The sequence below is a fragment of the Rhodopirellula sp. P2 genome (assembly GCF_028768465.1).
Classification (GTDB): Bacteria; Planctomycetota; Planctomycetia; order Pirellulales; family Pirellulaceae; genus Rhodopirellula.
This window is the reverse complement of the sequence record NZ_CP118225.1, coordinates 4,569,888-4,583,796: the sequence shown is the minus strand read 5'-3', so window position 1 is coordinate 4,583,796 and position 13,909 is coordinate 4,569,888. Positions and strand designations below refer to the sequence as shown.

11 protein-coding genes are annotated in these 13,909 nt (G+C 56.4%); 4 read left to right on the top strand and 7 right to left on the bottom strand.

Annotated features, from left to right (window positions below; all coding sequences use genetic code 11):
- Positions 1 to 97 precede the first annotated feature (97 nt).
- The 4 genes from PSR62_RS16215 to PSR62_RS16200 all read right to left on the bottom strand — a co-directional run bounded on the left by PSR62_RS16215 (position 98) and on the right by PSR62_RS16200 (position 5,598).
- A complete protein-coding gene (locus PSR62_RS16215) occupies positions 98 to 466 on the bottom strand; it encodes a hypothetical protein (RefSeq protein WP_274404048.1) in 369 nt (122 codons plus the stop codon).
- Between the two features lie 203 nt (positions 467 to 669).
- A complete protein-coding gene (locus PSR62_RS16210) occupies positions 670 to 1,317 on the bottom strand; it encodes a hypothetical protein (RefSeq protein WP_274404047.1) in 648 nt (215 codons plus the stop codon).
- Positions 1,318 to 2,480: 1,163 nt separating this feature from the next.
- Complete coding sequence (nagB, locus tag PSR62_RS16205; protein ID WP_443217279.1) at positions 2,481 to 4,418, bottom strand: glucosamine-6-phosphate deaminase; 1,938 nt, start codon at positions 4,416 to 4,418, stop codon at positions 2,481 to 2,483.
- A gap of 136 nt (positions 4,419 to 4,554) precedes the next feature.
- On the bottom strand, positions 4,555 to 5,598 hold the full coding sequence (locus PSR62_RS16200) for an ROK family protein (RefSeq protein ID WP_274404045.1): 1,044 nt from the start codon (positions 5,596 to 5,598) through the stop codon (positions 4,555 to 4,557).
- 355 nt (positions 5,599 to 5,953) lie between these two features.
- Between PSR62_RS16200 and PSR62_RS16195 the strand changes: the two genes are divergently transcribed.
- Positions 5,954 to 6,850: an alpha/beta hydrolase gene (locus tag PSR62_RS16195; RefSeq protein WP_274404044.1), complete on the top strand. Its 897-nt coding sequence runs from the start codon at positions 5,954 to 5,956 to the stop codon at positions 6,848 to 6,850.
- A gap of 42 nt (positions 6,851 to 6,892) precedes the next feature.
- Here the strand turns inward: PSR62_RS16195 and PSR62_RS16190 are convergent, their stop codons facing one another.
- Positions 6,893 to 7,756: an AraC family transcriptional regulator gene (locus tag PSR62_RS16190; protein ID WP_274404043.1), complete on the bottom strand. Its 864-nt coding sequence runs from the start codon at positions 7,754 to 7,756 to the stop codon at positions 6,893 to 6,895.
- A 935-nt stretch (positions 7,757 to 8,691) separates the two neighbouring features.
- Between PSR62_RS16190 and PSR62_RS16185 the strand changes: the two genes are divergently transcribed.
- The 3 genes from PSR62_RS16185 to PSR62_RS16175 all read left to right on the top strand — a co-directional run bounded on the left by PSR62_RS16185 (position 8,692) and on the right by PSR62_RS16175 (position 10,677).
- Positions 8,692 to 9,924, top strand: coding sequence for a DUF1559 domain-containing protein (locus PSR62_RS16185; RefSeq protein WP_274404042.1), 1,233 nt, complete (start codon positions 8,692 to 8,694; stop codon positions 9,922 to 9,924).
- A 114-nt stretch (positions 9,925 to 10,038) separates the two neighbouring features.
- The gene (locus tag PSR62_RS16180) at positions 10,039 to 10,239 is read left to right on the top strand and encodes a hypothetical protein (RefSeq protein ID WP_274404041.1); all 201 of its coding nucleotides are present in this window, start codon (positions 10,039 to 10,041) and stop codon (positions 10,237 to 10,239) included.
- 168 nt (positions 10,240 to 10,407) lie between these two features.
- Complete coding sequence (locus tag PSR62_RS16175; RefSeq protein WP_274404040.1) at positions 10,408 to 10,677, top strand: ASPIC/UnbV domain-containing protein; 270 nt, start codon at positions 10,408 to 10,410, stop codon at positions 10,675 to 10,677.
- Between the two features lie 105 nt (positions 10,678 to 10,782).
- On the opposite strand, the gene PSR62_RS16170 is transcribed toward PSR62_RS16175, so the two are convergent.
- On the bottom strand, positions 10,783 to 11,682 hold the full coding sequence (locus PSR62_RS16170; protein WP_274404039.1) for a metallophosphoesterase: 900 nt from the start codon (positions 11,680 to 11,682) through the stop codon (positions 10,783 to 10,785).
- Between the two features lie 581 nt (positions 11,683 to 12,263).
- On the bottom strand, positions 12,264 to 13,907 hold the full coding sequence (locus PSR62_RS16165) for a hypothetical protein (protein WP_274404038.1): 1,644 nt from the start codon (positions 13,905 to 13,907) through the stop codon (positions 12,264 to 12,266).
- Positions 13,908 to 13,909 lie beyond the last annotated feature (2 nt).

Genomic DNA, 13,909 nt, shown 5'->3' with positions numbered 1-13,909 from the left:
ACAAGGGCCGCCGATTGTACAAATGTCGACATGCCCCAAGTCAGTCGACTCGCAACGTCTGTCCTCACCGTGCCGTTGTGGTTCCCCGTCCTCATGGTCAAGGAGAACGGTACGGGTTCCCGTCCTCGGGCATCGTGTTTCGAATGACCGGATTATCCGTCGTCGGCTTGCGAGCACGCAGCAAAAGGGTCCCGTGAATCAGTCCGACGATCGGTCCGATGACCAACGAGAATGCTGGCAACGTCAAGGCAGGTGGAAAGGGAGTGTTGACGTTGTCGTAGGCATAGAAACCATAAAGCCCAAGAGCCACGTAGAACGCCGCAATCCACTCAGGAACAAACAGGCCACGGATTCGCTTTTCTTCATTGGAGCGGCCATTTGCGTACGCAATCAATCGGGCGATCAACCAAAGTGCAGCGGCCACAGCAAAGATCGTCCAGAGCGAGGGGGCAGGTCGAGCGTTCATTGTGAGGGGCGTTCCTTCAAATCGGTATGCTCTTGACTGCCAAGCCAGTCGGAGAACGTTGCCCAACAGCGGGCAGCGAAGCGAACAGCCGGAAAGACAAACGCTGGCGAGTCGCTGCCGATCATTCCAGCAGCCCCGGTTTCGGTGCCTGAAATGGTTGACCAGCTTGCCGGTGAGACTGGATCGCAATCAAAACCAGCCGTCTATTCTTCGTTTGCATGAGCCTCGAGCGGACGTTCAGCATGACTGGTTGTCTTGGGCAACAAGCGAAGCAGGGATTCAACCTGCCGAAGTGCCTGTTGAGTTTCAGGATCCGACAGCATTCTGAGCGTTTCGTTCGTTGAACGTATGGTAGACGGCAATGAAATGAAACGGTCGACGATGTCCCGCCGGACAAGTTCTGATCCGCCAAACAAGTCTTCTAACTCATGAAACAGTCGGTCAAGTTGTGCTCCATCCAATTCGAGTGTGGTCGTGCCCTCGCCCCGCACCACGCCGACACGGCCCATCGTCACCTCATAGGAGCCCTGAACCTTGATGCGGATGACCCCCTCTTGGATCGCTGGAGGCGGAATCGTTGATTCCTCTCCGGCGCGTGCCGCCGCAACCTTCTCGCCCAACACCGGGACCACGGACTCCTTTTCTGGCATCGGTTGATCTGTCTTGGTCGGACTTTCCGAGGGTTCGGCAAACACCAGATCCGTCGTCCCGGGGGCAATGGGCCCGGCAGGTTCATCCGCTGGAACGTTGCCCGAAAAGAAAACGCCTGTGAGAACAACGAAAGCACCGAGCGGGATGCAATGAGCCGAGAGAGTCGGCGGGTAGCGATGTTTCTGGTTTCGTGCGTTCATGTTTTGCTCTTGGTTGGCGAACGTTTTCGATCATCGAGACGGGAGGGTTGAGTTGCCATCTGAAAACGGCCGCAAGCCCGAAGCGGGGACATCGCAGAGCAGGCCTCCGTCTCGAAGGACGCCGACACATGTCCGCCATGAGGACAGAAAAGTTCACGATCGCCAGGATAGTTTGTCCATCGTAGCATCGTTTCACCGCCCTGCGGGCAAGCGATTGTCAAAGCCTGAATCGTGAGCAACGCGTATGGTCGATTCGGCGTGGCAAGGGGACGAAGCATCTCGCCGTCGAAAGAACTGGCTTTCCTCAACCTCGCGATTGACGTCTGCGGTTCCCTCCAAGGTTCTGTTGCTCGATCTGAGTCACGGGGCAATCGCAATCGCAAATCCGTGTTTGGCAAAGACACTCAGAGGAGCATTTCGAAACGAAACGTATTGAACAACTGCGGAATTGGCTCGCTCGTCTGGCTCTGCAGGCAACCGCTGCCCAAAAACGACAACAAATTCGTAAATGTCTCGATCACCCTCTGAGCCAATGTATCGCCAAAAATAGCCTCCAGACGATGCGTTGCCCCATTCCTTTGGCCCCGACCAATGAGTCATCGTTCGGCGGTCGTGATTCTCAAATGGAGCAGATGTCAACGGCAACAGTGGGCTTGCTCCTTGCTGACCATCCGGCATGGTCACGACGACACGCGCGCTCGGATACCGCGGCATGGCCACCTCATTCAGGATCCGTTCCGTCTCAGCCAGACGCTCTTCAAGATCCCCCAGCTTTTGCGACCAACTCGAATTCCAGGCAACGACTCCAAGGGGCGCGGCTACAAAAGCAACCGCCAGCATGAGATGACGCAGGGAAAAATGAACTCGCTTCATGCTGCACTCGATGTTCTTGTGGGCCAATACAGTAAACATCACCACGAACGGAAGAACGTCGGGCAAGTGTACGCGAACATGGCGACCAATTCTCGGCTTCACTTCATCGTTCCACGTCATCTTGATCGTTGCCGGTGTTGGTGCACTCGGCCTTCACGCAACGTCTTCCAAACATGTCACGTTGTGCTGGAGAAAGTGACGCGATCAAGGAAGGGTGAATTCATTCTTCGGCGGGACGCCTCGGCCACTGATTCCGGGGGCGAGCAGAGACACTGCCGATGCGGCGTTGTTTATGAAAGGGAGCGGCGAGGTTTGTATTGCACGAAACCTTCGATGGCTTGGTACTGGGCCAAACCAAGTTGGTCGTAGGTTCGGGCGGTGTGTGCATTGCGAGCTTCGGCTCGCTGCCAGAATTCGCGGGCATCAGCTCCAGGGAAGAGCGCTCGGTCCTTCTGTGATTCGTGTTTGAAAATGGCGGTTCGCTTGCGATCGACCTCTTGAGGGCTCAGCGGCACGGCCATCTCGATTTCATGGGGCGCCCATTCCTGCCACGCTCCGCGATAGAGCCACACCACGCATTCCTTCATCCAGTCATCCTCTTGGCACTGCTCAACCGCCGCCAACAAAATCTCGAGGCAGGTGCGGTGAGTTCCGTGCGGGTCACTGAGATCCCCGGCGGCATAGATTTGATGCGGCTTGACTTCGCGAAGCAGCTCGACCGTGATCTGAATGTCTGCTTCGCTGATCGGTTTCTTGCGAACCACCCCGGTTTCGTAGAACGGCAGTTCGAGGAAATGCAAACGCTCGGCAGGAACACCGCACACGATCGCACCTTCTTCAGCTTCGCCGCGGCGAATCAATCCTTTGAGTCGTTGCATCTCGGGGATATCAACTTCCCCTGCATCTTTCTCGCCGAGGAACTCGATCATGCGTTTCGTCAGCTCTACAACGGGCGGAGTCAAGAGGTCGAACTCCTTGCAGAACTCACGGGCGAATTTGGCAAAGCGAATGGCATCGCCATCAAACACCGCGATGTTGCCAGACGTCTGATACGCAACGTGAACTTCGTGGCCTTGGTCGGCGAGCCGCGTCAGGGTGCCTCCCATTGAAATCACATCGTCATCGGGATGAGGCGAAAACAAGACGATCCGCTTCGGGAAGATGACATCGGGTTGGTTGGGCTTGCCGGCAGGCCATCCGGTGATTGTGCTTTGGAGATGGCGGAAGACACGCAGATTGATTTCGTAAGCGGAGCCATACTCTGCCAAGAGATCCTGCAACCCGTTCTCGTTGTAGTCACCGTCGACCAGCATCAACACGGGCTTTTGCAGTTTCTGCGAGAGGTCGATCACCGCCCGACGCACCATGGTGTCGTCCCACGTGATGCGGTCGACCAACCAGGGAGACTGAATGACGGTCAGTTTGGCAGCCGCGGCGCGGTCCAGGACCAACTCGGCGTCCGGATGCCCTTGCAGAGATGTGGCAGGAACCGTGGGCGCGAGTTCCCCTTCGATCGTTCGAGCGATGATCGAGGACTTGCCTTCTCCAAAGGCAAGCAGAAAGATCTTGCGGGCCTGCAGAATTGTGCCGACGCCCATCGTGATGGCACGTCGAGGCACGTTCTCAACGCCAAAGAAATGGCTGGCGGAATCGATTCGGGTCATCCCATCCAGAGTGATCATGCGTGTGCGGGATTCGGTGCCGGAGCCTGGTTCATTGAACCCGATGTGTCCGGTTCGCCCGATGCCGAGCAGCTGAATGTCGATCCCACCGGCGTCTTCCATTTGCCGCTCGTACGCGAGGCAGGTTTCAGAGATGCACTCGGTGGGCTGGGTCCCATCGGGAAGATGAATGTTCTCTGGACGAATGTCGACATGATCGAACAGATGTTCGTGCATGAACCTCGCATGACTCTGCAAGCAATCCGGATGCATTGGATAGTACTCATCCAAATTGAACGTGATCACATTGGCGAACGAGAGCTGTTCGTCACGGTGCAACCGGACCAGTTCCGCGTACACGTTGACTGGCGAAGACCCCGCAACGAGTCCTAGGACCGCCGCCCGTGCATCCGCGGCTCGCGCACGGATGAGGTCGGAGATCTCTCGAGCGATCGCGGCGCTCGCGTCAGTGGACTCGGGATAGACACGGTAAGCAATTTTTTGCTTGGACGATTGCGGGACAAGTTGGATGGCGTCCGTTCCAGACATGATGTTTCTCTGGTTCATTTTCTCAGGCACGCCGCAGCAATGAAAACAGGTGCGGCGAACGAAGTTTAGGAGGAGCTATCTTATCGCTGTTGAACGCCACGAATTCTAGGCGTCGTCGAGTCCTTCGAAAACAACCGTGTGATTCGTCTGGCTGCTACGCATTCAGAGCTTGCCGAGCGTCGGGGGCCTGGCGAGCGTAGTGGGCCGCGCCAACGATCCCGGCGTCATTGCCCAGCGTCGCAAATTCAATTTTCAGATGGGAGCTGATCTGGACCAGGGTGCGTGGAAAACATTCGTCGCGGATGGACTGCAAGAACCGTTTCCCTGTGTCGGTGCCGGGGCCACCAAAGGTCATTGCGCCGCCGAGCAAAACGACATCGGGGTCGACCACGTGAGCGAGCATGGCAATCGCGCGTCCGATCAAGACTCCGGTTTGGTGAATGACATCAATCGCGATCGCATCGCCGTCAGCCGCCGCATTGGCGATCGACAGCGGAGTGATTGGATCCAAGTTTCGTAGAGCGCTGTGGGCGCTGGACCGGGCCAAGGTTTCTTGGGCGGTTTGAATGACCCCGCCCGCGCCCGCGTAGGCTTCGAGATGCCCCGGGAACCCGCACCCGCACTGACGAGCGCCGTCCCCGAATTCAATGGTCGCATGGCCGATTTCGCCGCCGCAACCGTTGGCGCCGCGGACGGGACGCCCGTCCAGAATGACGCCGCCACCAACGCCGGTGCCAAGCGTCATCAACACCAAGGAATCCGCACGACACAGGCCGTGTGCGGACTCCGCGAGCGCGGCGGCATCCGCATCGTTGAGCAGCGAGACCGGCTTTTGAAAGACACTGGACAGCTGTTGTCGGAAGTTCAGTTGGTGCCACCGATGGAGATTGGCCGTCTCGGCGAGTTCTTCCGCCTTGGGGTCCAATACCCCCGCCATTGCCAACCCGATCGCTTGCAGGTCATCGAGCGACTGCGAGGACTCCTCCAGAGTTCGCTGAACGCTGTCACGACAAGATTCAAAGGCGGCCTCAGGCGACTCGAAGTCATCCGTGCGGATGTGGTTGCGCCAGATCAGCTGGGCACCGCGAAACAGGCCGAACTTGATCGTGGTTCCGCCAAGATCAATCCCAAGAACCCACGAATCTCCCTCGGTTTGGTCGCTGTGTTTGGCGCGTTGCTCGGTCGAGGCGAAATTCATGGGCGTTGGTAAGTGATGCCAGAGAAACGAAGGGCGATGAGGGTGCCGCGAGGGTCAAGAATCGGGGAATCGTCGCAGCGCAGTTGCATGGCGGCAATTCACCACAATAGTTGGTGAGCCCAAAGCGTGTGCCACTGCGTCACCCATGGCCCCAGGAAATTTCCAATCGAATTCCCGCTGCATGCCAGGGGGCAAGCCTTGATTCAATGCAATTCGCTGACCGCCAAAATGGTTGGGGGGACCGGTCCCGGACGGCCGCATTCGAATTGGCCCGTCGACCAGCCTGCCAAGTTTGGCATCGACTACACTCTTAGCCCCCAGGCATCCTTCGCCCCACCATTCGTTGGAGATTTCAATGAGCCGTTTGTCGACGCTGCGATCACCCGTGTTGACCGTGTTGACTCTGTTCGCTGGCCTGCCGTTGACCGGTTCGGTCGGTGCCGAAGAGACGCCCCCGAGGATCCCGCTTTGGAAAAACGGAGCACCAGGGTCGGAAGCGCGGATGAATGAACCTGAAGTTTTGACCGGCACAAACGTGTCCAACGTGCATCATCCGTCAATCACGCCCTACTTGCCCTCGAAAGAGAAGGCCACCGGAACGGCGATTCTGATTGCACCGGGGGGAGGCCACAGCAAACTCTGTTTAGGACACGAGGGCGATTCGCTGGCACAGTGGTTGGCCGACCATGGCGTGGCGGCGTTCGTGATGCGTTATCGACTGTGTCGCGAACCTGATTCGGAATACACGTTGGATGGGCATGCGATGGATGACACTCGGCGAGCCATTCGAATGATTCGTTCCAATGCCGAGGCTTGGAACGTGAGGCCGGATCGGATTGGCATCCTCGGCTTTTCGGCGGGCGGCGAGCTGGCGGCCTATTCGGCGATGAATCCGATGCCTGGCGACGCCCAATCCCAGGATCCAATTGAGCGAGTCAGCAGCCGGCCAGACTTCCAAGGTTTGATCTATCCAGGAAAGTCCAGCACCTTCACCGTTTCGCCAGGGATGCCCCCGGCCTTCATTGCCTTCGGGTATCACGATCGAGAAGACATCGCGTACGGGATGGCAAAGGTTTATTTGAAGTACAAGGAAGCGAATGTTCCTTGCGAGATGCATGTGTACAGCGAAGCAGGACACGGGTTTGGGTTTCGCGCCAACAGTCAAACCGCGGCCGGACGTTGGCCAGAACGAATGTTGGAATGGCTGGTCGATCGAAAGTTGCTGACCGCGAAAGAGACTGTGACTGAGTAGAGGCTGTGACTGAGTGACCAGGGAGTCTCCGCCCGAGACTGCTCAGCTGGATCGTTTCATTTGACTGGGTGGAACACCGTAGACCCGTTTGAAAGCGCGAGAGAACTGAAACGCGTCCGCGAATTGAAGCTTCTCGGCAACATCGCGGACCTTCATTCCTTGGCTGAAGAGCAATTCAGCGGCGTAGTTCATTCTCAATCGCAGCAGGTACTGGTACGCGCCTCGCGAAGCAAACCGTTTGAACAAACGCGACACGTAAACCGTGGTGTAGCCACATTGCTCGGCGACCTGACCAATCGATGTCAGATCGTGAAAGTTGTCCTCCATGTACTGGCGGATGTCTTCGTAGACCTCAAATGCCTTGGGCGAGTCGTTGATGGCCGTCGATTTGCGCTGTGCAATTTTGATGATCATGGCTCGCGTCATCAACGACACGATGTCTCGCGACCGGAATTGGTCGTCCTTGCCTTCTGTGGAAATGATTGCGAACAGGTCCGTCAATTCCTTCACATTGCGGACTTGAAGGGGACGCCCACGCAGCAGGTTGGCCTCCAGCAGTAGACTTCTCGCATCCGTCCCGTACATGTCCAAGTAGTACTTGCGCATTCCGCTTTTGGAGCGGTTTTCGATTCGGTGCCGGACCCCGGGGCCATAGGCGAACACGGTCCCCCGCTTGAGATCGAACCATTCATTCTCGAGCTGCAGCTTGCCTTCGCCTTGCTCGACGAATTCCAACCCCCAGTATGGAAAGTTGCTGCGCTCGATCACGTAGTCCAGCGATGTCCGCTCCATCCCCCCACAGACGACCGTGAACCGACTGGAGCGGTCCGGATCAAGGTCCAGATAGAAATGCGAAGCTTCGACGGTCTGCTTCGAGACAAACTCTGGCTCTTGAAATTGTTCCATCGCGTTTCCAAGGGTATTCGAGACCGAAGGGTCGTTGGTTCCCGACACCCCAAATTTCCCGTCAACCAATTCGTTTAGAAAATGAGGTCCAGAGGCGTCTGCTCGTCGTCATCGACACCCATCGCATCCCAAAACTCCCCTGTGGAACTCCGTTTTGATGGAATCGACGCATTTGCCGAATGGGACTCGCTGTTTAAGTCCTGCTATTTCGGCAACATACTATACACCCATTCAATGCGTTGCCACGCAGAAACACATCTGTCGGATGGGGCGGCGTCGAAGCCACCACCGCAAGCCTGCAATGGCAATGTCCAAAACATCCCCCAACCTGACACAGATTAACGCAAAACCTCAATACATTTTCGAAATTTGGCCGCGACGGAGCGTTTGGGTGGTTCTCTCCGCTTCAAACCAGACGCTTCCGGGGGGAGCTGTGCAATGGACGGAGGCTGATCCCTCTGCGTTTCGCCGGCCGCCTGTCAAAGCCAACTGGCTGGTTTCCTGATTTCGCCCAGGAAGCGGCACAGAACCCAGCGATCCACTGCAATCTTGCGGACGTTTCCAATGCGATTCTGATCGACGACTTGGGTTAAGAATCGTCACGCCACCAATTCGGAGAATCGAAAAGGTTGGCCAAAAACCCTTGAATCCATAGAGTCTACAGAGTTCCAGGGCAGGCTGATTCGATACCGCCACCTGTGCACTTGGTTAAGAAAGGCTATGTCGTAGCATTCTGGCTATGTTCGCACCGCCCGCGAGAGGAAGAATGGGTGCCGTTGAAAGCAATCAGTCCCCGATCTGGCCCCTTAATCGCGACTTCAGCTTTGTGTGCGAATTCAAGGTGGCGAGAACCGCTGGGTGGCTCTGCTTCACGTCTTTTCCCCCTTCTGGATGGTCTTTTCAAACCACGTTCGTTCTCGTTTGGAGTTTTTTTCATGGCTAAGTCCCCTCCTCAGCGCGCGGGCTTCACGCTCGTCGAACTGCTGGTCGTCATTGCGATCATCGGTGTTTTGGTTGGTTTGTTGTTGCCTGCGGTTCAGGCAGCACGTGAGGCTGCACGTCGGATGAGTTGCAGCAACAATTTCAAGCAAATCGGCTTGGCGATTCACAACTACCACAGTGCCTACAACCAATTGCCCATTCACGGTGGCGGAACCAACGATCCCTACTCGGCCAACATTTGGCGTCCCTCCGAGACATCGAACAATGGACGCTTGAGTTGGTTGGTAGGATTGACACCCTTCGTCGAGCAGCAGGGGCTTTGGGAAATGATCTCGAACCCACTGAACGAAGATTCGCGTGGTGCGAGCCCACCGGCGGCCAGTGGCAACGGTGGCGTCAGTGGCGGGGCGACTCGCAACGGCGGTCCATTCAGCCCGATGGGACCTTCGCCCGATGAGATTCTTTACACGCCTTGGGTAACGCAAATGCCCACGTTCCGTTGCCCCAGCGACCCAGGTGTTGGCCTGCCCTCGCTCGGACGCACGAACTACGCCGCCAATTTGGGCGACTCAGCGGAGCGTGCTCATCAAGGCGATTGGAACAACAGCGCACCGATCGGCCCCGGCAACATCAACTCGACTCTGGCCACCGAAATCCAAGGGGCAGGCCGAGGCTTCTTCACTGTGCACAAGAGCCGTCGTTTCCGAGACGTGTTGGATGGTTTGTCGAACACGGTCGCCGCGGGTGAGATTGCCACCGACTTGGGTGACAAAGACGTGCGCACCGCACCGCTGAGTCGCGGCTGGTCATTCGTTCGTCAGTACCCACCAAGTGATTGCAACAACTTGGTCGATCCGACTCGCCCTCAATTTTGGGATGCCTCGCAGAACACCGTCAGCGGTGTCGATGGACGAGGTTTCCGTTGGGCAGAGCATTTGCCGAACTTCAGCGGATTCTTCACCGCACAACCACCAAACAGCCCCCTCTGCAACGAGCAAAATGCTGGCAACTCGGGTTGGTACTCCGCATCCAGTCGGCACCAAGGTGGCGTTCACGTTTTGATGGGTGACGGTGCAGTGAAGTTCCTCACCGACTCAATCGAAGCCGGCAACCAAGACCAACTGGGCGTCAACGCTTACCGGACCCCGGGGTCCAACAGCCCTTACGGTGTTTGGGGTGCCCTGGGCACGCGTGCCGCCAAAGAAGTCATCGAAGACGTCTTTTGATCCATTCTGAATTTCACGTGCGACCGTTCCTCCGTTGAAACGGTCGCACGTTCTTGGAAAGCAGATCTCTCAGAACCCATTGTCCCTGACAGCCCATCATCCACGAATAGAACCATGAAACAACGACTGACCTTGTTCGCTTGCTGTGCCGCACTCGCTTTGACAGTTGGTTGTGGCGATAGCCAACCCACCAACCTCGCCGGCGACATCAGTGACAGCGAGTTTGATGAGTACAACCGCATGCTGCAGGAATCTCAGCAACAAATGGTCGAGGCGGACAAAGCCATGGCCAAAGAAATGAAATCCAAACGCTAACCGAGGCACATGTCTTGACGGCAGCTTTCGCCATCATCCCCCGACTTCGCTCTGAGTTGAACACCGCGTGTGTTTGGCTCAGAGTTTTTTTATGCGCCGTGGGATGTTTCCTGATCAATGGATGCCATCGGGAGGAATCGCCCCCACCCAACACAGTGCATCCATCGGATGCGGCGCAGCCGATTCCAGCGAACCACCCAATCACACACGCAAACCCAATGGCTACTCGCCGGCGAAGGGTACATGTGTTCCAGCGAAAGAACGATTGTGTTTGGGGTGGGGAAGGTTGCTTCGGATTCGCCGATCGAAGCGACCATCACGTGGCCCAATGGAAGTCAGCAAACCGTTCAGACATCTCCTGACCAAGACGTGATCGTGATTCAGGGACAACCGACAGCCTTCACGCTGGCCCCGGTTTCGCTTGATCCAATACGCTGATCGAGCGAACCGAATCACAGCCAACAGTGAGGACATGAGCGGAACGTGTTGCTCTCAACCGCGAAGCAACAGTTGCTTGTCCCCGGAAATTGGACGTCGTCTCAATCAGGCAGTCCACTGATAGCTCGCTTGCCGCACAAAGCCTTTGATTGCGATGGTGCCATTGGGCTGAACGTCCATGACCGAGTAGCCGTTGCTCTCCGGTCCAGAACCTTCCACCATCGCAGCCAAGGTGCAGTAGTGAATTCCGCCGATGTCTTTCAGATCATTCTGGTGACTGTGGCCCTGAAAAACAGCCAACACGTCACCGGAATCTTCCAGCACTTGTCTCACTTGGGGATTGTTCTTCACGCCATGGTGATTGCTGACGTCGAGACGTTGGTGAGCGAACACGATCGTTGGCTTGTTGTTCGACTTGAGATCACCACGCAGCCAATCGAGCTCTTCCGCGGGAACGTTCGCGTCGGTCCAATGGGAATTCCGTCGTCCGTACGGTTTGCCGTCGCTGCGAAAGCAAGAGTCCAAGACGATGAAATGGATGCCCTTGCGATCAAAGGAATAATACGAGCGTTCTTGTTTGACGCCGGCCAAGAACTCTTCCTTGGTCAGCGTGTCGACGCAGTGGTTGCCCAGGACATAGTGTCGATCCTTGCAAATCGCCGCGAATTTGGTGTTGATCGTTTGCAGGTATCGTTGTTCGACATCCACCGAATCAGCCGCGTCAATCAGATCCCCCAATTCAACCAAGAAGTCAGGTTGGTCGCTGACAAATTGCTTGCGAGCAGTTTCCAGCTTGTCAATCGTTTCGCGGTAGTGACGTGACCCCGCGGGCGATTTGTCCGCGTAATGCATGTCAGTGACCAAGCCCACACGAACAGCCGTGTTGGTTTCATCCGCGAATGATTGCCGTTCCATCAGCAGCGATGGCGTGATGGCAGTCGCGGCGAGTACCAACGAGCCATCTCGGAGGAAAGTTCTTCGGCCAAGGTCGTGCGGATTGAGCATGTTGTTTCCAAAGTTGTACGTGCAAGAGCAGGTGCGCAGGCGACGTTCATTTTGCGCGTCGTTCCATTCAATCTACCGACTGGGAGAATGCGGGAAAGGGAAGCCCGGCCCCTGAAGCCAATCAAAACCGGAATCGCGACGAATCTCGAAGATTGTATGAAGAACCAATGAATGAACGGTTGAGCAGTCCTCGTGCATCCCCCAGCCAATGAGTGACGGCTGTTTGGGGGTCAAGATTCCTTGTTCCCAGGCTCTGCCTGGGAACACAATGTCTTGGAGGCTCCGCCTCCCGATTCTGTCTCATTAGGCGCAGCCTGCATTGCAGTGCAGTTCGTTACCAGACAGAGCCTGGGAGCCAGAAAGAGTCGGCATTTGAACTGTCTTGGTTGGCGTTGTTGCTCCCACGTACAACCGGGGCGAACGCCCAAACGGCTCACATGATGATGCCTGATCATTCCTGCCGACCTGCTTGGCCTAGGCGGAGTATGGGCACCGTGGCGAAGGGGAAGACGGCACATCACCCAAACAATTCACCCAAAGGTGCTTCCGCAAGCCAATTGCCTTGCATCCTGACGCCCCGATCAATGAATGCCCACCGGCGTTGTGATGTTGGACGGCCTCGCATTGCTCAGACCGCTTGGCGGATGCGGGAGTTGCAATCGTTCATCGCTCACGTCCAGTCGATACATCAATTGGTTGTAGTTGTACCGTGGCACGGCAACTGTTGTCCCTGAAAAAGTGTTCACGAACGTGCCTTCAAAGTAGATGACACGGCCGTCTTCACGCATCAGTTCAGGATGTTGCATGGGATTGTAGAAGTCCATGTTCTGCCCCGGACGAGCGTGCGTCGCGATCTTTTGACAAACAACCCAGGGACCTTCGGGTGCGTTGGCGACGGCAAACCAAACTTCACCCAGGAAACTGTCACCGCCCTGTTCACAGAACAACAGCGTCCACTGCTTCAAAAATGGATTCCAAGCCACGGAACCATTGCCGACTTTCAAAGGTGCGTTCGTCTCAATGTCTCGCAATGCCCAAGGCGCTTCCTCCGGACGCAATTCGTTCTCGCGAATCAAGGCCTCGATTTGATCTGTGGTGATGGGTTGTTTCCCAGTCTTCCAGGAGAACAGAATGCGTCCGTCGTCATCTCGATCGATTCCCCCTTCTCCGTCAAAGCATGTCAAACCCTGGTAGCTGCCCGGTGACAAAACGGATTCAAAGTCAGCAGGAACGCGAACGTTCGGGGGCGTTCCGATGTAGAAATATTCCCGGCCATTGACATTGCCGCGAACGGGATGGTCTTTCGGAAACAGACGCGATTGGGTTGGCAGTGGAAGGCGAGCATGTTCGATGAAGACATCTTCTGAATCGTCATAAATCATCATCCCCATCTGCGCAACCGAAAAATCCTTGCGGGCGGCAACGTAGCGAGCCACCAATCGTTCGTGACCTTGCTCGTCGCGAACAACCATCATTCCATCAACCCAAATCGGATGTGACGTAGCCTGTTTGACCCGGGCCAACTCCTTCGCAAATCCGTTCGGCTCGCGAACGAAGTATTTTAGCGGGATGCCGTTGTCAGCGTTCATGTTTTGGGGCGACGGTGACGTGGCCCCTGTCATGCGGAAGCTCCCCAACGCGAATTCAACTTGGTTGGTGTCTTGCCAAAACCATCGCATGCGACCTCGATAAATCGCAGTTTGCACCGAATCACAACCTGTCACCTGGGCGTTGATCAGTGGCACCGGCAATGGCGGTTTCTTGCCGAGCAGAACCGTGTCTCGGTAGATGCCCACACCGGTTTGTCGATACAACCGCTCGGCCAAATTCTGGCGTTCCAGTTTCAACACCGCTTCCGTGCCCGGTGTGGTTTTCCAGGCAACTCCCTTCGTCCCGTAGGGGCCCGCCGGACTTTCGTAGCCCCAGCTTCCGACGTCGAACCAGACCTGTTGGTCCATCAACCCCGGTTCGAAGAACGCGACATAACCGTTGCTGTCGCTGAAGTAGCGATTGTGATCGGTCGTTCGCAATTCGACCAACGGAATGCCACGGCCCGTGTCAGCATCCACAACGCGAATGGCAAAGTAGTCACCTGGCGTGGCTGCCTGAATGACGCAACCGGCCAACGTGATCAGCAGCCAAGAAATGAACCGGATGAAGCAGCCAACCCGATTCGTGCAGGCAAACTGAATCGCTTGATTTGAAACGGGCAAGCAGTTGGTCATGC

Bases quoted from the DNA above. Each gene is read 5' to 3' on its own strand.
- PSR62_RS16215 (WP_274404048.1), bottom strand. From the start codon at position 466: ATGAACGCTCGACCTGCCCCCTCGCTCTGGACGATCTTTGCTGTGGCC.
- PSR62_RS16210 (WP_274404047.1), bottom strand. From the start codon at position 1,317: ATGAACGCACGAAACCAGAAACATCGCTACCCGCCGACTCTCTCGGCT.
- nagB (WP_443217279.1), bottom strand. From the start codon at position 4,418: ATGAACCAGAGAAACATCATGTCTGGAACGGACGCCATCCAACTTGTC.
- PSR62_RS16200 (WP_274404045.1), bottom strand. From the start codon at position 5,598: ATGAATTTCGCCTCGACCGAGCAACGCGCCAAACACAGCGACCAAACC.
- PSR62_RS16195 (WP_274404044.1), top strand. From the start codon at position 5,954: ATGAGCCGTTTGTCGACGCTGCGATCACCCGTGTTGACCGTGTTGACT.
- PSR62_RS16190 (WP_274404043.1), bottom strand. From the start codon at position 7,756: ATGGAACAATTTCAAGAGCCAGAGTTTGTCTCGAAGCAGACCGTCGAA.
- PSR62_RS16185 (WP_274404042.1), top strand. From the start codon at position 8,692: ATGGCTAAGTCCCCTCCTCAGCGCGCGGGCTTCACGCTCGTCGAACTG.
- PSR62_RS16180 (WP_274404041.1), top strand. From the start codon at position 10,039: ATGAAACAACGACTGACCTTGTTCGCTTGCTGTGCCGCACTCGCTTTG.
- PSR62_RS16175 (WP_274404040.1), top strand. From the start codon at position 10,408: ATGCGGCGCAGCCGATTCCAGCGAACCACCCAATCACACACGCAAACC.
- PSR62_RS16170 (WP_274404039.1), bottom strand. From the start codon at position 11,682: ATGCTCAATCCGCACGACCTTGGCCGAAGAACTTTCCTCCGAGATGGC.
- PSR62_RS16165 (WP_274404038.1), bottom strand. From the start codon at position 13,907: ATGACCAACTGCTTGCCCGTTTCAAATCAAGCGATTCAGTTTGCCTGC.